The sequence below is a fragment of the Burkholderia torrens genome, assembly GCF_984668525.1.
The window spans coordinates 831562-849724 of record NZ_OZ480213.1 but is presented as its reverse complement, the minus strand read 5'-3'; the positions used below and the strand labels follow the sequence as shown (position 1 = coordinate 849724).

Genomic DNA, 18163 nt, shown 5'->3' with positions numbered 1-18163 from the left:
AGATGAAACGATCCAAGTCCTGTACTTCGCTGTTCGTGGCGTTGACCCTCGCGGCAGCCAGTGTGGCCGCCCATGCCGGGAGCCTGCTCGATCAAGTCAAGCAGCACGGCGAGCTGGTGGTGGGGACCGAAATGCAGTTTGCGCCGTTCGATTTCCTCGAGAACGGCCAGCAGGCCGGCTTCAACAAGGATCTGTTCGCGGCTGTAGGGCAGCTTGTCGGCGTGAAGGTGCGCTTCATCGATCTGCCGTGGGAAAGCGTGCTGCCCGGGCTCGACGCGGGCAAGTTCGACATGGTCGCAGGACCGCTGACCGTAACGAAGGCGCGCACGGAACGCTATGCGTTCTCGTTGCCGATCGCGGAAGCCACCGATGCGTTGCTCAAGCGAGCCAGCGACGGCAGTCTCAAGACCTCTGCCGATATAGCGGGCAAAGTGGTCGGAGCGGGCAAGGGCAGCGCGCAACTCGAACAGTTGAAGAGCTACGCGGCGACGCTGCCGAAGCCGCCGACGATCCGCGAATACGTCGACAACAACCAGGCGTATGCAGACCTCGCGACCGGGCGCATTGCCGCCGTCGCCAACTCGCTGACCAACATCGCGTATGTCGCGAAGCAGCGCCCGGCCGTGTTCTCGGTGGTGCAACCTGCGTTCGGCGCGAAAGTCTACTTCGCCTATGCGTTACGCAAGGATGCGGACAGCGCGTCGTTGGCCAATGCGTTCAACGCGGCGCTCGTCACGTTGAACAAGAACGGCACGCTTGCGACACTGCAGCGCAAGTGGCTCGGCGTCGCGACCGCACTGCCGACCGAGATGCCCACGCCGAACTACTGAGCGCCACGTCCGGGCAACATCATCGCGCGCCACCGCCGAGCACCACGACCGAGCAACTTGCCATGTTCAGCCTGACCACCTTCATCGACGGCCTGCCGTTGCTGTTCCATGCGGCGCTGATGACGCTCGAAGTCTCGGCAGCCGGCCTGGTGCTCGGCTTCTTCATCGGTCTTGCGATCTGCTGCGGACGGCTTGCGCCGCAAGTGGCGATTCGTGCCGCTGCCGGTGCGTATGTCCGGGTGTTTCGCGGGGTGCCGCTGCTCGTGCAACTGCTGCTCGTCTACTACTTCCTGCCGTTCGTGGGCATCAATGTGCCGCCCGTGATGGCGGCCGTCAGCGCCGTGTCGCTGTGCTCTGCCGCGTATATCGCCGAAATTCTCCGTGGCGGATTCGCGAATCTCCCGAAGGGGCAGCTCGAGGCCGCGACGATGCTCGGGTTCTCGGCAAAAGATCGTCTGTGGCGGATCCAGGTGCCTCAGGCCGTGCGGATGACACTGCCGTCGCTCGTCAACGAAATGGTGCTGCTGATCAAGGCATCGTCGCTCGTCTCCGTGGTCGGGGTGGCGGAGATCACGCGAACCGCGCAGAACATCGCGGCCAGCACGTACCAGCCGCTCGAAGCTTATGTCGCGGCCGGGATGATCTATTTTCTGCTCTGCGGTTCGCTGGCACTGATCGCGCATGGCGCGGAGCGGCGCCTGCGCGCGGCGTGACGCGTCAGTGGCTTGCCTGAGATTCCCATGCTGACTTTCCATCCCGATGTACTCGTGAACAACCTGCCGGAGATCGGTGCGGGGCTCGCGATGACCGTCGCGACCTGGGCGGCTGGTACGCTCGCCGGGGCCGCGATCGGTTTCGGTGCGGCGCTTGCGCAGCAGGCGGGCGGCCGCTTCGTACGCGCGGCGATTCGCGTCTATGTCGAGCTGTTCCGCGGCACGCCGTTTCTCGTGCAGCTCTTTCTGCTGTACTACGGCGGCCCGGCATTCGGCTTGACGCTCGAGCCGTTGACGGCAGGCGTGGTCAGCCTTGCGCTCTATGCGGGCGCCTATTTCACCGAGGCATTTCGTTCCGGATTCCTGGCCGTGCCGAAAGGGCATGTCGAAGCGGCCTCCTGTCTCGGCCTGAGCCGCTGGCAAACGACCTTTCGCGTGCAATTGCCGCAGATGATGGTGCTGATCCTGCCGGCGCTGACCAACCTGACCATTGTGCTGAGCAAGGAAACCGCGGTGCTGTCGATCGTCACCGTACCGGAACTGACATTCGTGCTGACCGGTATCGGCTCGGCGAGCTTCGCGTTCGTCGAGACATTGCTCGCGCTATCCGTGTGTTACCTGTTGCTTGTCGAAATCGCGACGTGGGCGGGCACGGCGGTCGAGCGGCGCGTCGCGCGTCGGCTTGCATGATTCGGCCCACGTCAACGTTCAGATCCAGCGTGCATGGCGTGGTGGGAGCCATGCCCGCTGGCATCGCCGCTCAATCGAAATACGTGAGCCCCATCGCGCCCTTCACCTCCGCGAGCGTCGCGCCTGCCACTTCCCGCGCGTGCAGCGTGCCGCGCTTCAGGATCGCCATCACCTCGGCCTTGTCGGTCTCGAACTCGCGGCGGCGCGTGCGGATCGGCTCGATCAGCGCCTGCAGCCGCTCGTTCAGCACGCGCTTCACGACGCTGTCGCCGAGGCCGCCGCGGCGATAGTGGGCCTTCAGCTCGTCGACCTTCGCGACGTCGGGCTCGAACGCATCGAGGAACGTGAACACGACGTTGCCCTCGACCTGGCCCGGGTCGTTCACGCGCAGGTGGTTCGGGTCCGTGTACATGTCCTTCACGGCCTGAGCGATCTCGTCCGGCGTCGAGCCGAGCGTGATCGCGTTGCCGAGCGACTTGCTCATCTTCGCCTTGCCGTCGATGCCCGGCAGCCGGGTGACCGACGACAGCACGGCCTCGCATTCGACCAGCACCGGCTGCTCGACGGTCGCGTTGAAGCGGCGCACGAGTTCGTTGGTCTGTTCGATCATCGGGAGCTGATCGTCGCCGACGGGCACGTGCGTCGCCTTGAACGCGGTGATGTCGGCCGCCTGGCTCACCGGGTAGGTCAGGAAACCGGCCGGGATGTCGCGCTCGAACCCGCGCAGGCGGATCTCTTCCTTGATGGTCGGATTGCGTTCGAGGCGCGCGACCGTGACGAGGTTGAGCAGGTATTGCGACAGCTCGGCGAGTTCGGGCACCTGCGACTGCACGACGATCGTCGAGATCGCCGGATCGATGCCGACCGCGAGATAGTCGAGCGCGACCTCGATCACGTTCTCGGTGACGCGCTGGCGGCGGCCCATGTTGTCGGTCAGTGCCTGCGTATCGGCGAGTAGCAGGAATTGCGTCGCTTCGTGCTGCATCTGCACGCGCGCACGCAGCGAGCCGATGTAGTGGCCGAGATGCAGCGGGCCGGTCGTGCGGTCGCCGGTGAGGATGGTCGGGCGGGTGGGTTGCGTCATGGTCGTCGTTGGCTCCGGGTTATCGAAGCTGCCAGCCATGACGTCAGCGCAGAAACGCAAATGCCGCCATCGCTGGCGGCATCACGTTTGGGACATGCAAAAGGAAACGGGCCGCCTGGGTCAGGCGCGCCACCAGCAATGCACGATCGGCGAGGCAGGTTTGGTTTCCATCGCGCAAGTATAGCGTAGTGCGCGGCCGGCCGTGCGCGTCAGCGGATCACCGACTCCATCGCGAGGTACGCGGTTTCGGCGGACGGCCACAGCAGGTACAGCAGGCCGGCCATCAGCAGCAATGCGCCGGCGCGTACGAGTGGCGTGCGGTCTTTGTGGTGCGATGGACGCGGGGACTGCTTCGATTTCTTCATGCTTGCAGGCGCGGGGCGCGCCACTCCAACGGTTACTGCAACGGGTCGCGCGGGGCGAGCCGGGGTGTTGCGGGGCTACGGGGGCAGGGAGTGCGATTGGCGCACTGTGTCGCTCAGGGGACGGCAGGTCGGCCGATCGCGGTTTAAAAGGGGGACAGTTGAACGCCCCGTGGCCGCCGTCCATGCCGAGCGACCGACATCCTACCAGTTCGGAGGTAGGGGCACAGTCAAGAATTGTCGGGGCCAGGGTAGCGGCAGGGCGTTGCCGCCTGATCGAACACTGATGGCTACAGTTGCGCGAATCATAAAGGCGCGCGACCTCTTCCAGACGGAGAAGCCGCGCTCAAGCTGATCTGACGGGCACTGTGCAATGTCGTGTGCCCTGCGGGCCGTCAATTATTCACGATGCTCGTGCTCGTGTTCATGCTCGCGCCACGGATCCCGATCACGCGGATGACGATGCCTCCATGCATCGTGTTCCCAGTAGCGATGGCCGTCCCAGTAGCGGTCACCGTGCATGCCAATCGTGACGGACACATCTGCCCCCGGGGCAGGATCTCGTTGTTCGTATCTCGGTTGCGGGGCATAGTCTTGCGCGAAGGCCGCGCTGCCCGCGACGAGTGCGCCGCCTGCCGCGAGCGTTGCCAGAATTCGGCGGGTTGCAATTCTCGTGGGTTTCATGATCTGTCCTCCATCAAGTACCTGAAAAAACGAGCACGGTTCGTTCCTGTACGGCGCGACGGACTGTTTGCTCGCTATTTCAGCCACCCCACGACCCCAGCTTTTTTCTAGTCGACAGCCACAAAAAAGCGACCGCGTCGGCGCGCGTTCGCGCATCGGCCGCCCAGCCGCCGACGTCGGCTGCGCGGCAAGCGTCGCGTCGTTCGACGGGATGAAATGAAGCGTCCGCCGCATCGGTGGCGATGCGGCGGACGGGAGAGGGTAGAACGGGTAGAGCGGGGCGGCGGGCAGGTTCAGATGCGCGGCATGTCGCTGCGTGCCGTGCGGCGCGAACCTGCCCGAACCGGAATCAGACCACCGCCGAGCGTGCGACGCGCACCGGCACCGACTTGTACGACGGCGTGCCGCTTTCCTTGTCGATGTAGTCGAGCGGCACGAGCACGTTCGCTTCCGGGTAGTACGCGCCGACCGACCCGGGCGCGATGTCGTACTCGATCGCGGTGATCTTCTCGAGGCGCAGCGTGCGGCCCGACGCGGTGATCGTCTCGATGTCGACGAGGTCGCCGTGCTCGAGCCCGTACTTGGCGAGATCGGCCGCGTTCATGAACAGCACGTCACGCCGGCCGAACACGCCGCGATAGCGATCGTCGAGCCCGTAGATCGTCGTATTGTACTGATCGTGGCTGCGCAGCGTAATGAGGCGCAGCACCTGCTCGGCGCCGAGCACGTCCGCGTCCTCCTTCACGCCCTTGTAGACCGAGAACATCGCCTTGCCGGTCGGTGTCGGCCATACGCGCTCGGTGGGCGGCAGCGGCAGGCGGAAGCCGCCCGGCGTGCGGATGCGCTCGTTGAACGCCTCGAAGCCGGACACCGTCTTGTCGATCAGGTCGCGGATGCGGTCGTAGTCGGCGATCAGGTCGAGCCACGCGACCTTGCTGTTCGGCAGCGTCGCGTGCGCGATCCCCGCGACGATCGCGGGTTCCGAGCGCAACTGGTCCGACGCGGGCTTGAGCTTGCCGGCCGACGCATGAACCATCGACATCGAATCCTCGACGGTGATCGACTGCCGGCCGGTGGCCTGCATGTCGAGCTCGGTGCGGCCGAGCACCGGCAGGATGAAGGTTTCCTTGCCGACCAGCAGGTGCGAACGGTTCAGCTTCGTGCCGAGATGCACGCTCAGGTCGAGCTTCGCCATCGCGGGGAACGACAGCTCGGGATCGGGCAGCGCGACCGCGAAGTTGCCGCCGAGGCACAGCAGCGCCTTCGCGGTGCCGTCGACCATCGCCTGCATCGCCTGCACGGCGTCGTGCCCGTGCTGCGCGGGCGGCGTGAAGCCGCACACGTCCTCGATCTTCTTCAGGAACTCGGCCGACGGCTTCTCGGTGATGCCGACCGTGCGGTTGCCCTGCACGTTCGAATGGCCGCGCAGCGGGCACACGCCGGCGCCGGGCTTGCCGATGTTGCCGCGCATCAGCAGCAGGTCGGCGATCAGGCGTACCGTCGCGGTGCCCTTGTTGTGCTGCGTGACGCCCATCCCGTACGTGATGATGGTCGCGTTGGACTTCGCGTATGCGAGCGCAACCTGTTCGAGCTGCGCCTGGCTGAGGCCGCTCGCGCGTTCGATGTCGTCCCACGACGTGGCTTCGAGGTCGGCCGAGAATGCGTCGAAGCCGTTGGTGTGCTGCGCGATGAAGTCGCGATCGAGCACGTTGCCTTGCTCGGCTTCGAGCTTCAGCAGCGCCTTCATGATGCCCTTCAGCGCGGCCGCATCACCGCCCGCATCGACCTGGTAGTACGTCGAGGCAATGCGCGTCGAACCGAACGACGCCATCTCGATCATGTCCTGCGGATCGGCGAAGCGTTCGAGCGCGCGTTCGCGCAGCGGGTTGAACACGATGATCGGCACGTTGCGGCGCGCGCACTCGTGCAGCGTGCCCATCATCCGCGGGTGGTTCGTGCCGGGGTTGTGGCCGATCGAGATGATCAGCTCGCAATGGTCGAAATCTTCCAGCGACACGGTGCCCTTGCCGATGCCGATCGACTGCGGCAGGCCGACGCTGGTCGGCTCGTGGCACATGTTCGAGCAGTCGGGGAAGTTGTTGGTGCCGAGCTCGCGGGCGAACAGCTGGTACAGGTACGCGGCTTCGTTCGACGCGCGGCCCGACGTGTAGAACTCGACCTGTTCGGGCGGCAGCGCGCGCAGCACTTCGCCGATGCGTGCGAACGCGTCGTCCCATTCGATCGCGCGGAACGTGTCGGTCGCGCGGTCGTAGACGAGCGGATGCGTGAGCCGGCCCATGTTCTCCAGTTCGTAGTCCGACATGCGCAGCAGCGACGATACGGTGTTCGCCGCGAAGAAGTCGGGCGTCACGCGCTTGGTCGTCGCTTCCCACGTGACGGCCTTCGCGCCGTTCTCGCAGAACTGGAACGTCGACTTGTGTTCCTTGTCGGGCCACGCGCAGCCGGGACAGTCGAAGCCGTCGGGCTGGTTGGTCCGCATCAGCACGATCGGCGCCTCGATGGTTTCCATCTGCGTACGCACCGCATCGGCTGTCGCGCGAAGCGCGCCCCAACCGCCGGCGGGCCCATCGTACTTCCTGATGCCTGGCACTTCGCGTCGATTTGTCATGGTGAATCTCCAATAGCCGGGCCCGGTGCGGGTGGCTCGGTTGCGCCTTGTCGCGGCGTGGGGCGGCTCCGTCCGGCGGACGGAGCCGGTCATGCGTGCCCCGGGTTGCAGGGCACGCGTTTTTTCAGTGCGCGTCCTTCTTCGCGCCGGACGACTTCTTGCCGGGCTTCGCCGCGGGCGGCGGTGCGGCGGCGGGCGCGTCGTCCGCCTTCGCATCGCCCGATGCCTTGGCGGTCTTGCCGTTCGGCTTGGCCTTGCCGTCGGCGTCCGGCTTCGCGTTCTTCGTGTCCTTCGCTTCCGGCGCGGCGAGTTTGTTGAACTTCACTTCGTCGCTGTCCTTGTCGAAGTCGACTTCGCACCGGTCGCCCGATTTCAACCGGTCGGCGAGGATCTCCTTCGCGAGCCGCGTCTCGATGGTCTGGCGGATCTGGCGCTTCAGCTCGCGCGCACCGAACTCCGGCTGGTAGCCGACTTCGGTCAGGTGATCGACGAGCGAGTCGCCCATCACGAGCGTGATGTCCTGCGCGGCGGCGGTCCGCACCACGCGGTCGAGCTGGATCTGCACGATCGAGCGGATGTTGTCCTTCGACAGTGCGTGGAAGACGATCACCTCGTCGATGCGGTTCAGGAACTCGGGGCGGAAATGGCCCTTCAGCACCTGCATCAGCTCCTCGCGCACGGCCTTGTCGGTCTTGCGCGCGGCTTCCGGCTGCGTGAGGTTGTCCATGATGATCGCCGCGCCGAGGTTGCTCGTCGCGATGATGATCGTGTTGCTGAAGTCGACCACGCGGCCCTTGCCGTCGGTCAGCCGGCCGTCGTCGAACACCTGCAGCAGCACGTTGTAGACGTCCGGATGCGCCTTCTCGATCTCGTCGAGCAGGATCACGCTGTACGGGCGGCGCCGCACGCGCTCGGTGAGCTGGCCGCCTTCGTCGTAGCCGACGTAGCCGGGCGGCGCACCGATCAGCCGCGCGACCGCGTGCCGCTCCATGTACTCGGACATGTCGATTCGGATGATCGCCTGCTCGTCGCCGAACACGGTCTCGGCCAGCGCCTTCGCGAGCTCGGTCTTGCCGACGCCCGTCGGCCCGAGGAACAGGAACGTCGCGATCGGCCGGTGCGTCTGGCCGAGCCCCGCGCGCGACAGCCGCACGGCATCGCTGACGGCGACCACCGCATCGCTCTGGCCGACCACGCGCTCGCGCAGTTGCTCCTCCATCTGCAGCAGCTTCTGGCGTTCTTCCTGCGTGAGTTCGGAGACCGGGATCCCGGTCAGGCGCGACACGACCTCGGCCACCGACTCGACGGTCACTTCGAGCGTCTCGGAGCCGGTCTTGCGCTGCCACGCCTCCATCTTCTCGTCGACGGCTTTCTGCTTCTCGTTGATCTGCTCCTCGAACTGCTTCGCCTGGTCGAAGCGCTTGCGCGACGTGGCGTAGTCCTGCTCGCGCTTCAGTTGCGCGATCTGCGCTTCGCCTTCCTGGATGTCGACCGGGCGCGACGTCGCGCCGATCCGCACGCGCGCGGCGGCCTGGTCGATCAGGTCGATCGCCTTGTCGGGCAGGAAGCGCGACGTGATGTAGCGGTCGGCGAACTCGGCGGCGGCGACGAACGCGTCGTCGGAGAACGTCACCTGGTGGTGCGCCTCGAGGCTGTCGCGCAGCCCGCGCAGGATCACGATCGTCTGCTCGACGCTCGGCTCCGGCACGAAGACGGGCTGGAAGCGCCGTTCGAGCGCGGCATCCTTCTCGATGTACTTCTGGTATTCGTTGAGCGTCGTCGCGCCGATCAGGCTCAGCTCGCCGCGCGCGAGCGCGGGCTTCAGCACGTTCGCGATGTCGAGGCCGCCTTCGCCGCCGCCCTGGCCCGCGCCGACGATCGTGTGCAGCTCGTCGATGAACAGGATCAGTTCGTCCTGCTTCGCAGTGACTTCGTCGATCAGCTGCTTCGCGCGCTCCTCGAATTCGCCGCGGTACTTCGCGCCGGCCACCATCGAGTTGATGTTGACTTCGACGAGCCGCTTGTCGCGCAGCACCTCGGGCACGTCGCCGTTGACGATCCGCTGCGCGAGCCCTTCGACGATCGCCGTCTTGCCGACGCCGGGCTCGCCGATCAGCACCGGGTTGTTCTTCTTGCGGCGCGCGAGCACCTCGATCGTGCTCTCGATTTCCTGTGCGCGGCCGAGCACGGGGTCGAGCTTGCCCTGACGCGCGATCGCGGTAAGGTCGCGGCCGAACTTGTCGAGGTTCGGCGTGCCGGTCGGCGCATCGACGCGACCGTCCTCGGCGCCCTTGCCGACCACCTTCACGACTTTCTGGCGCAGCGCCTCGGGCGTCACGCCGTATTTCTTCAGCAGCGTGCCGGCGATGCTGTCCGGCACCGACGCGAGGCCGATCAGCAGGTGCTCGGGGCCGATGTACGAGTGGCCGAGATCGCGTGACGCCTGGAACGCGTACTGCACGGCCTTCTTCACGCGCGGCGAGATCGACAGCTTGTCGAGCGGCGCATCGGGGTCGGCCGTGCCGGTGTGCGCGTGCTCGTCGATATACGACTTGATGTCCTGCGGCGACAGCTTCAGTTCCTTCAGCAGTGCGGCGCACACGTCGGTGTCCGCGAGCGCATACAGCAGATGTTCGGAGTCGAGCTCGCTGCGGCGCAGCTCGTGCGCCTTCTCGGCCGCGCGCTGCAGCAGTTCGAGCGTCTGTTCGCTGAACGCGTCGGTCGGGTCGACCGATTCGCGCGGAATCTCGGCCAGCGGTGCTTCGTCGTCGAGCCCGCCGAACAGCGACGACGAGCCGCCACCGCCCAGCAGCGAATCGAACGGGTTCAGCATGCTCTGATGCCGCATCAGCTGGCGGAAGTGGTAATCGCAGATCGAGATCGTCTTGCGCTCGCCGTCCTGCATCACGGTTGCGCGCGCGACGGCCGGCCGCGCGTGGCAGATATCGCAAAGTGCGGGCATGGTGGTCTGGCTCCTGTCTGTGAAGGTGGGTCGAAGGGTGAAGTCCCGATGCGGTGCGGCGCTCGCGCGTCCCGACCGCGGCCTCGCGACGCGTGGCGCGGCGGCGCGCGTGCCGCGCCCGGACGGTCGCGCAGCGCGCGCCGGCGTGGCGCACGGTCGCGGTCGGGGCGGGAAGCGCGAGTGCTGCGAGGAGCCCACGGCATCGCTTCGACTGCGTTCAAAATAGCGAATCGGCGGGGGCCATCCAAGACACAGTTCCGTGCCGGACCGGCCGTGAATTGCACCCTCACATCGACGCGTGCGCGGGTGCCAGGGAGTACAGACGGGCGCGCACGCGGCGGCGCGGGCGTGTGCGGCAGGCGGGGGATGCGGTGCGCCGGGGCGGCGGCACGCGGAACGCGAACGGCGCGTGGTGCGACATCGGCGCGCAGGGGGCCGGCCGCGGGCGGTCCGGCGGGGTAGCGAAGGGCCGCGCGCAGCATGACGCGCGCGCCGGTGGCGCGGGCGAACCGGCCAGGTCCGGCCGTGCACGCACCGCAGCCGATGCGTGCCGGCGGGCCGGCCAAGGAGAGGGCGGGTTGCACGGATCGGGCCGGACGTGGCGCAACCGTGGTGAACCGCGATCAGTCGGACAGGTTCATCGCGAGCCGCTGCCGGGCGATCCGCTTCACGTCGCTCGACAATGCCGCATTCGGCAGACCATTGGCCCAGACGGAGAACGAATCCTCGATCAGGTTGCGCGTGTCGGGCGGCAGCTCGGCGAGCATCAGTGACACGACGGTAAACAGCACGGCGGTGTCGCCGGCCTGGCTGCCCGCGTTCGCGTCGACGGTCTGCTTCAACGTGTCGACCGACGCTTGCAGCGCCTGCAGTGCATCATTCGTATCGCTCATGACAATCTCTCCATGCAGGATGGGCTCGATCGGCGACGAACATGCGGCCGGCAGTGCGGCCGGTCGCGCGCGACGCCCCGGCTCGGGGCGCCTCGCGCGGGCAACCGGGTTCAGGCCGCCGTATTGCCTTGCGGCGCCACGGCCACCGATGCTTCGCTCGTCAGCATCAGGAACGTGAACGTCTCGCGCAGGTACAGGCGGACAGCCTTGTCGCTATGGCTCGTGTAGCCGATCGATACGTCTTCCCCGAGGTGCAGCTCGTAGTCGCCGCCGCGCAAGGAGAGCACGCAGCCGCCGCTGATCGCCGGCGCCCAGATGATCTCGCCGCTGACGATGCGTTTGATATGGCCGAGGACAGGATAGCCCTGGTCGCGCGCTTCGCTGAGCGCGGTGTAGGCGTCCGAACCGAGCACGACCGAATACGGACCGTCGACGCCGGCGAGGCGCAGCGCCTCGAGCGCATCGCTGATCGCGTCCGGGTAGGCGCTCACGTCTGCCGGCAGCGTGAGCTTGCGGTTCGACGTGCCTTCGCGGATGCCGACGATGCCGGCTGCCTGGTAGCCGTCGAAAATCGCGTTGTCCTCGGCGAACGCGAGCCGCTGCGCGGCTTCCTTCGCCGGTTGCCAGTCGGCGTCGCGCGCGCCGCGCTCGACGCTGTCGATTGCCTCGCGGCTCAGCTCGAACGGCACCGTCAGCTCGACGATCGAGCGGACTTCGCGCAGCCGTGCGCTCACGTGCTCGCGCGGCGCGGCGACCTCGGTCAGGTGCCCGGTGCCGACGGCCGACAGTTCGGGGCCTTCGGGGCCGTCGACGTCGACGACGCGGCGGCCGGCCACCGATCGTTTGAAGGTGCGCGCCACTTCCTCCTCGATTTGTTCCCAGGCGGACGACGAGATCGGGGCGAGTTCGCGGTGCAGGTTATTCATAGGTTGGGGTCCCTTTCAGCGAGCCGATTTTCAGCGAGCCGTCGCGCTGCGGCGCGGACGGCGAGGATTCCGTTGATGTGACGTCGGCGGTGGGCGCCGCGCGGTCGGCGAGCGCCTCGAGCAGGTCGGCCGACGGCACGAAGAACAGCGAGCCGGTGACCGCGCGGCTGTAGTCGAGCAGGCGGTCGTAGTTGCCCGGCGGGCGGCCGACGAACATGTTCTCGAGCATTTGCTCGATCGGTGCCGGCGAGCGCGCATAGCCGATGAAATAGGTACCGAACTCGCCGGCACCCGGCCGCCCGAACGGCATGTTGTCGCGCAGGATCTTCACTTCCTGGCCGTTTTCGTCGAGCGTGGTCAGCGAGCTGTGCGAGCACGACGGCTTCACGTCCGGCGCGAGCTCGATGTCGGACAATTTGGTGCGGCCGATGATGCGCTCCTGGGTCTCGACCGCGAGCGCGTTCCAGCCGGCCATGTCGTGCAGGTACTTCTGCACGATCACATAGCTGCCGCCGGCGAATTCGGCATCCTCGTCGCCGATCACCGTGAAGTCGACCGCCGCGCGGCCTTCCGGGTTCTCGGTGCCGTCGACGAAGCCGATCATCGCGCGCTGGTCGAAATTGCGGAAGCCGTGCACCTCGTCGACGACGGTCACCGCATCGCCGAGCGCACCGAGCAGTTGCGTCGCGAGTTCGAAGCACAGGTCCATCGCTTCGGCGCGGATGTGCAGCAGGATGTCGCCGGGCGTCGCGACCGCGACGCGCTGGCCGGCGCCGAATTCACGGAACGGATGCAGCGACGCAGGGCGCGGATCGCCGAACAGCGCATCCCACGCGTCGGCGCCGAAGCCGCAGACGCACGTGAGGTTGCCGCCCGGCACGCGCTTGCCGACCGAGCGCACGAGCGCGGCGATGTCGCCGCACCACGAACGGATCGTGTCGGCGTGATCGGTGCCGGGATTGATCGTCGCCACGAGAAAGATCGCGCTGCGCGTGATCGTGCTGTGAACGGCCTGGGAGAGCGGGGGAGGAGTCTGCATCGCGGCCTGCCGGTCAGTCATGTCGGGACGGATGGGCCGCGGCTGCCGCGGCGCGCGAAGGCGAACGGTTGAACTGTGTCATGCGACTGTTCTCTTTGTGACATGCGGATGAAGGACGTTGCGCGGGCATCGCGCAACGGGCCGCGACAGCGGCGGCCGGCCGCCCGGCGCGTGACCTGCCCGCACCGCGTAACGTCGTCGAGCATGCAATCTAGCAGCTTCGACGGGTCTTTGGAACACGTAACGTGAATCTGTCATTCGATTGCGTCAAACGGGGCCGGATTTTGCGCGGCGCCCGCGCAGCTGTACTCCTGGCGGCTGCGGCGCTGTGCTCTTGAGCGTGTGTGCCGCGTGCAGTAGATTAGGTCCCGCTGCGCCGCCGACGAGGAGCGTCACCATGAACCTGCTGGAAGCGATGCGAGTATTTGTCGCGGTGGTCGAGCACGGCGGCCTGTCCGCCGCCGCGGCCGAACTGAAGCTCGGCGAGACGCAGGTGAGCGACCGGATCGACGCGCTCGAACGGTATCTCGGCTGCCGCCTGCTGCTGTGCCGCGAACACGACGACGTCGCCTGCACCGACGCGGGCGACGCGTTCCACGTGTGCTGCCGCCGCACGCTGTCGGCGGTCGAGCAGGCGACCGGTCCGGCTCGTGTGCCCGCGCCGGATGCACGCGATGCCGCGTATTCGCCAGCGCATGGTCCCGCGCATTGTCCTGATTTCCCGCCTCCCGGCGCCGCTTACGCACCTTCACACCGACTTTCGCCTTGAATACGTCCACCGTTTCCGGTTCGCCGGCCGAGCGCATCCGTCGCCGTTTCGGTCACTTCCTGCACGCGGCCGAGCTGGCCGGGTTGATCGTGATCGGGCTCGCGACCGCGTTCGCGATGACGCAGGAAGCGTGGAAGGTCGTGCTCGCGGGCGAGGTGTCGCTGACCGACCTGCTGCTGATGTTCCTGTACCTGGAAGTGCTCGCGATGGACGTGCGCTACCTGCGGCTCGGCCGCCTGCCCGTACGGTTTCCGCTGTTCATTGCGATGACGTCGCTCGCCCGCGACCTGATCCTGCGCGGCGCGACCGACAGCCCCGAGCGGATGCTGATGACGACCTTCGGGATCGTGCTGCTCGCGGTCGGCGTGCTGATCCTCAGTTTCGGCCAGCATCGCTTTCCGGCGGACGTCGACGATGTCGAGGACGATGTGCACGCACGCAGGTAACCCGCAAGCGGCATGACGCTTGCGTTCGCCACGTTTTCGCAGGAGGTGTCGCATGAAACCGCAATCCGTCGCTACGACGGAAGCCATCGAATTGCAGCACGCATCGTCGGATGCGTACCGGCTGGCGCGCGACGCGTACGCCGCCGACCCGGCGCGCGCACGTGCGCCGTCGGTCGCCGGGCTGCAGCAGGCGGCCGCGCACGCGTATGCCGATGCGGCCCGCGCACGCGCCGCGGCAACCGGCATCTGAATGCAAATCCCGGCGTGCTGCACGCGTCGTGACCGCTACACCCGATCATCCAACCTAGCGAGGTGTCGAATGACCAAGCAACTGATCGTCGCCGTGTTCGACAGCGTCGGCACGGCCCATCAGGCCGTGAACGATTTCGAGGCGCTGTCGGAGAAGAATGAAGGATTCCACATCGAGAACGGTGTCGTCGTCGAGAAGGACGCGACCGGCAAGCTCGCGGTGCTCGCGGCCGAATCGCGGCCGTTAAAGGGCGGCGTGATCGGCGCGATCGCGGGCGGCCTGCTCGGCCTGCTGGCCGGGCCGCTCGGCGTGGTCACCGGCATGGCGGCGGGCGCCGGCGCCGGCATCCTCGCGGATGCGGCCGGCAATGCGCTGCTCGACGGCACCTTCGTCGAGGCGGTGGCCGCGCGGCTCGCACCCGGCAGCGTCGCGGTCATCGTCGAGGCGAAGGAGGACACGCCGTTCTCGGTCGACAACGTCGTGACGGGATTCGGCGGCAAGGTGTTCCGCCAGGCGCTCGGTTGAGCCCGCACCCTTTTCGAACTGCTTAGGGAGAACCGCATGCGCATCGATCAATCGTACCGGCGCTTCGACATCGCGGCGACGCTGGCGCCGCTGCCCGGCCACGGCAACCGCGCGATCGCGACCGCCGACGTGACGACCGACGATCCGGCCCGCCTCGCCGATCTCGGCACCGGCCAGTTCCTGCAGATCCGCAAGTGGGTCGAGTCGAACGACATCGCGCTGCTGACCGTGGTGTTCGACGAATGCAAGGTCGCGATCGACCATTACGCGGACAACGTCGACGACGCGTGAATGCGCACGGCCGCGGGGCGGGCCGCGCGGCCGCGTTCGAATCTGTTCACCACGCCGGCCGGATTTGACGATTCCTCGCCAAACTGTCACTTACATTCGTCGAAATGACGCAGTAGGATGCCGAACCTTGTCTTGATGAGATTCGCATTGCTATCCGCCTTCAATTTCGATAACGGACGAGGTTCGCACGGGGACACCCGCGCCCGGGCACGGCTATCCGGCTTCGCGCGCCGGCGCGGCCGCGCCGCCCATGCATCGCAGGCCGGTTCACCGCTGGCGGGGCGAGGCGGATGAAGCTCTACGAGAAATTTGCAAACGACATAGAGAGACTCATCCGGCAAGGTGTATATCGACACGGCGATCGTGTGCCGTCGGTGCGGCAGGCGAGCCAGCAGCACCGGATCAGCATCACGACCGTGCTGCACGCGTATCTGCTGCTGGAAAGCCGCGGGCTGCTCGAAAGCCGCCCGCAGTCGGGCTATTTCGTGAACCTGCGACGCGACGACAGCCATGCGCCGGTGCGCGAGCTGCGGCCGTCGAAGCCGATCGCGATCTCGTCGTCGGTCGACGTGAGCCGGCTCGTGCTGTCGACGCTGCGCTCGATCGGCACCGACGACGCGGTGCCGCTCGGCTCGCCGTACCCGGACCCGAGCCTGTTTCCGTTCGAGAAGCTGAACCGCTATGCGTACGCAGCCGGCCGCGACAAGTCGCTGTGGGGCGTGACCGACGGGCTGCCGCCGGGCCATCCGCGGCTGATCCGGCAGATCGCGCGCCGCTACCTGGAGAACGGGATGTCGGTGGACCCGAACGAGATCATCGTGACGGTCGGCGCGACGGAGGCGATCAACCTGTGTCTGCAGGCGGTGGCGAAGCCGGGCGACACGATCGCGGTGGAGTCGCCGACGTTCTACGCGATGCTGCACGCGATCGAGCGGATGGGGATGAAGGCGATCGAGGTCGCGACACACCCGGAATACGGGATCGACATCGCGGCGCTGGCCGCGATCGCGAAGTCGCAGCCGATCGCCGCGTGCATGGTGATGCCGAACTTCCAGAACCCGCTCGGCTTCCAGATGCCCGACGAGCGCAAGCGCGAACTGGTGGCGTTCGCAACGAAAGCGGACCTGCCGATCATCGAGAACGGCGTGTACAACGAACTGTACTTCGGCAACATGCATCCGAGCACGCTGAAGTCGTTCGACCGCCATGACATCGTGCTGCATTGCTCGTCGTTCTCGAAGAGCCTGACGGCCGCGTACCGGATCGGCTGGGCGCTGCCGGGGCGCTATCGCGAGCAGGTCGAGAAGCTGAAGTTCCTGAATACGCTGGCAACGCCGTCGCTGCCGCAGCTGGCGATCGCGGAGTTTCTCGAACGCGACGGCTATGAGCATCACCTGCGGCGGATTCGCAAGGCGTACGCGCAGCAGGCGAACCTGATGCGGACGATGGTGTCGCGGTTCTTCCCCGAGGGAACACGCATTTCGAGCCCGGCCGGCGGGTACGTGCTGTGGGTCGAGTTGCCCGCGCAGGTCGATGCGATGCGGCTGTACCAGCTCGCGCTGGAGCAGGGGATCACGATCGGGCCCGGCTACATGTTCTCGATCGCGGACAGCTACCGGAACTTCATCCGGTTGAACTACAGCAGCCCGTGGTCGCCCGAGATCGAGCAGGCGGTCGTGACCGTCGGCAAGCTCGCCGCACGCTGTCTCGACTGAACGTACCGTCGCGCGCGCCGTGCATGGCGCGTGGCGTCAGGTCAGCCGGTACGACTGCGCGCCCGTGCCCGCGAGCGTGCCGCCGTCGACGATCAGGTATTCGTTGCGGATCGGCTTGCCGTCGAACCAGCATTGCAGGATCTCCAGCGTGCCGGCCGCGTAGCGCGCCTGCGCGGACAGCGACGTGCCCGAGATATGCGGCGTCATCCCGTTGAACGGCATCGCGCGCCACGGGTGATCGGCCGGCGCGGGCTGCGGAAACCACACGTCGCCGCCGTAGCCGGCGAGATGCCCGGACGCGACGGCATTCACGACCGCGTCGCGGTCGACCAGCTTCGCGCGCGCGGTATTGATCAGGTATGCGCCGCGCTTCATCCGCGCGATCATCGCCGCGTCGAACAGGTGCTCGGTCGACGGGTACAGCGGGATCTGCAGGTTGACGATGTCGACGGCACTCGCCAGCGACGCGGCATCGGCGTGATACGTGAGCCCGAGTTCCTGCTCGATCGCGGCATCGAGCCGGTGGCGCTGCGTGTAGTGCAGCTGCAGGCCGAACGGCTTGAGCCGGCGCAGCACGGCGAGCCCGATGCGCCCGGCGCCGACCGTGCCGAAATGCATGCCTTCGACGTCGTAGCTGCGCGACACGCAATCGGCGATGTTCCAGCCGCCTTGCTGCGCGACCGCATGCGACGGCAGGTAGTTGCGCACCAGCGCGAGCGTCGTCATCACCACGTGCTCGGCCACGCTGATGCTGTTCGAGCCGGTGACTTCGGCGACCGTGATGTGCGCGCGCGCCGCGGCGTCCAGGTCGACGTGATCGGAGCCGATTCCGGCGGTCAGCGCGAGCTTCAGCTTCGGCGCGCGGGCGATCCGCTCGGCCGTCAGGTACGCGGGCCAGAACGGCTGCGAGATCACCACGTCGGCTTCGGGCAGCCGGCGCTCGAATTCGGAATCGGGGCCGTCCTTGTCGCTCGTGACGATCAGCGTATGGCCGTGCGCTTCCATGTAGCCGCGCAACCCGAGCGCGCCGGACACCGAGCCGACGAGTTCGCCGGGCCGGAAGCCGAGCGGGCCGGCCGGCGTCGGCGCGCTTTGGCCGTCCGCGTATTGCGAAACGACCGGAATCGTGTCGCGCACGTAGCGCGGCGGATAGCCGTCGACGGGATCGGGGTAGAGCACACACAGGACGGTGGCCATCGGGGAGCACTCCTGACGACGGGATGAAGGCGGCACGCGCATTGCGCAGGACGCGCGACGTGCCCCGCGGGCGGGCGGCGTGTTGCGCCGCAACGTTGATGACGTTCTACGCCCGTCATGGATCGCGTGCAAGCTACAGTCCGTGTTTGCGTGCGCTG

Annotated in this window: 18 protein-coding genes; 9 read left to right on the top strand and 9 right to left on the bottom strand. The window is 67.1% G+C overall.

Features of this window, described 5'->3' with window-relative positions:
• Positions 1-2 precede the first annotated feature (2 nt).
• The 3 genes from AC5LXX_RS34150 to AC5LXX_RS34140 all read left to right on the top strand — a co-directional run bounded on the left by AC5LXX_RS34150 (position 3) and on the right by AC5LXX_RS34140 (position 2233).
• Complete coding sequence (locus AC5LXX_RS34150) at positions 3-830, top strand: transporter substrate-binding domain-containing protein (protein ID WP_493413612.1); 828 nt, start codon at positions 3-5, stop codon at positions 828-830.
• Between the two features lie 62 nt (positions 831-892).
• Positions 893-1543 (top strand): amino acid ABC transporter permease, encoded by a 651-nt coding sequence (locus AC5LXX_RS34145; RefSeq protein WP_322080820.1) that lies wholly within the window; start codon positions 893-895, stop codon positions 1541-1543.
• Positions 1544-1570: 27 nt separating this feature from the next.
• Entirely contained in the window at positions 1571-2233 is a 663-nt protein-coding gene (locus AC5LXX_RS34140) for an amino acid ABC transporter permease (protein ID WP_493413611.1), read from the top strand.
• Positions 2234-2303: 70 nt separating this feature from the next.
• Here the strand turns inward: AC5LXX_RS34140 and trpS are convergent, their stop codons facing one another.
• The 8 genes from trpS to AC5LXX_RS34100 all read right to left on the bottom strand — a co-directional run bounded on the left by trpS (position 2304) and on the right by AC5LXX_RS34100 (position 12833).
• Positions 2304-3317 carry a tryptophan--tRNA ligase gene (trpS, locus tag AC5LXX_RS34135; protein WP_493413610.1) on the bottom strand — a complete coding sequence of 338 codons (1014 nt, stop codon included), beginning with the start codon at positions 3315-3317 and terminating at the stop codon, positions 2304-2306.
• 209 nt (positions 3318-3526) lie between these two features.
• Positions 3527-3682, bottom strand: a complete 156-nt coding sequence (locus AC5LXX_RS34130; protein WP_493413609.1) for a hypothetical protein — start codon at positions 3680-3682, stop codon at positions 3527-3529.
• Between the two features lie 396 nt (positions 3683-4078).
• On the bottom strand, positions 4079-4363 hold the full coding sequence (locus tag AC5LXX_RS34125; RefSeq protein WP_493413608.1) for a hypothetical protein: 285 nt from the start codon (positions 4361-4363) through the stop codon (positions 4079-4081).
• A gap of 349 nt (positions 4364-4712) precedes the next feature.
• Positions 4713-6992, bottom strand: coding sequence for an FdhF/YdeP family oxidoreductase (locus AC5LXX_RS34120; protein WP_493413607.1), 2280 nt, complete (start codon positions 6990-6992; stop codon positions 4713-4715).
• A 124-nt stretch (positions 6993-7116) separates the two neighbouring features.
• A complete protein-coding gene (locus AC5LXX_RS34115) occupies positions 7117-9954 on the bottom strand; it encodes an ATP-dependent Clp protease ATP-binding subunit (RefSeq protein ID WP_493413606.1) in 2838 nt (945 codons plus the stop codon).
• Between the two features lie 623 nt (positions 9955-10577).
• Complete coding sequence (locus AC5LXX_RS34110) at positions 10578-10847, bottom strand: hypothetical protein (RefSeq protein WP_124456349.1); 270 nt, start codon at positions 10845-10847, stop codon at positions 10578-10580.
• 110 nt (positions 10848-10957) lie between these two features.
• Positions 10958-11773: a family 1 encapsulin nanocompartment shell protein gene (locus AC5LXX_RS34105; RefSeq protein WP_124456350.1), complete on the bottom strand. Its 816-nt coding sequence runs from the start codon at positions 11771-11773 to the stop codon at positions 10958-10960.
• Entirely contained in the window at positions 11766-12833 is a 1068-nt protein-coding gene (locus AC5LXX_RS34100) for a Dyp-type peroxidase (RefSeq protein WP_493413605.1), read from the bottom strand. The genes AC5LXX_RS34105 and AC5LXX_RS34100 overlap by 8 nt, the downstream gene beginning before the upstream one ends.
• A 376-nt stretch (positions 12834-13209) precedes the next feature.
• On the opposite strand from AC5LXX_RS34100, the gene AC5LXX_RS34095 reads away from it, so the two are divergent.
• From AC5LXX_RS34095 to AC5LXX_RS34070, 6 genes are all read left to right on the top strand, one after another.
• Positions 13210-13581, top strand: a complete 372-nt coding sequence (locus AC5LXX_RS34095; RefSeq protein WP_493413604.1) for a helix-turn-helix domain-containing protein — start codon at positions 13210-13212, stop codon at positions 13579-13581.
• The gene (locus tag AC5LXX_RS34090) at positions 13578-14027 is read left to right on the top strand and encodes a phosphate-starvation-inducible protein PsiE (protein ID WP_124456354.1); all 450 of its coding nucleotides are present in this window, start codon (positions 13578-13580) and stop codon (positions 14025-14027) included. Before AC5LXX_RS34095 ends, AC5LXX_RS34090 begins: the two co-directional genes overlap by 4 nt.
• A 52-nt stretch (positions 14028-14079) precedes the next feature.
• On the top strand, positions 14080-14277 hold the full coding sequence (locus AC5LXX_RS34085) for a hypothetical protein (RefSeq protein ID WP_493413603.1): 198 nt from the start codon (positions 14080-14082) through the stop codon (positions 14275-14277).
• Between the two features lie 69 nt (positions 14278-14346).
• Complete coding sequence (locus AC5LXX_RS34080) at positions 14347-14802, top strand: DUF1269 domain-containing protein (protein ID WP_493413602.1); 456 nt, start codon at positions 14347-14349, stop codon at positions 14800-14802.
• 36 nt (positions 14803-14838) lie between these two features.
• Positions 14839-15093: a hypothetical protein gene (locus AC5LXX_RS34075; protein ID WP_493413601.1), complete on the top strand. Its 255-nt coding sequence runs from the start codon at positions 14839-14841 to the stop codon at positions 15091-15093.
• Positions 15094-15383: 290 nt separating this feature from the next.
• Positions 15384-16808 (top strand): aminotransferase-like domain-containing protein, encoded by a 1425-nt coding sequence (locus tag AC5LXX_RS34070; protein ID WP_493413600.1) that lies wholly within the window; start codon positions 15384-15386, stop codon positions 16806-16808.
• A 36-nt stretch (positions 16809-16844) separates the two neighbouring features.
• On the opposite strand, the gene AC5LXX_RS34065 is transcribed toward AC5LXX_RS34070, so the two are convergent.
• Complete coding sequence (locus AC5LXX_RS34065; protein WP_493413599.1) at positions 16845-18005, bottom strand: NAD-dependent formate dehydrogenase; 1161 nt, start codon at positions 18003-18005, stop codon at positions 16845-16847.
• Positions 18006-18163: the final 158 nt, after the last annotated feature.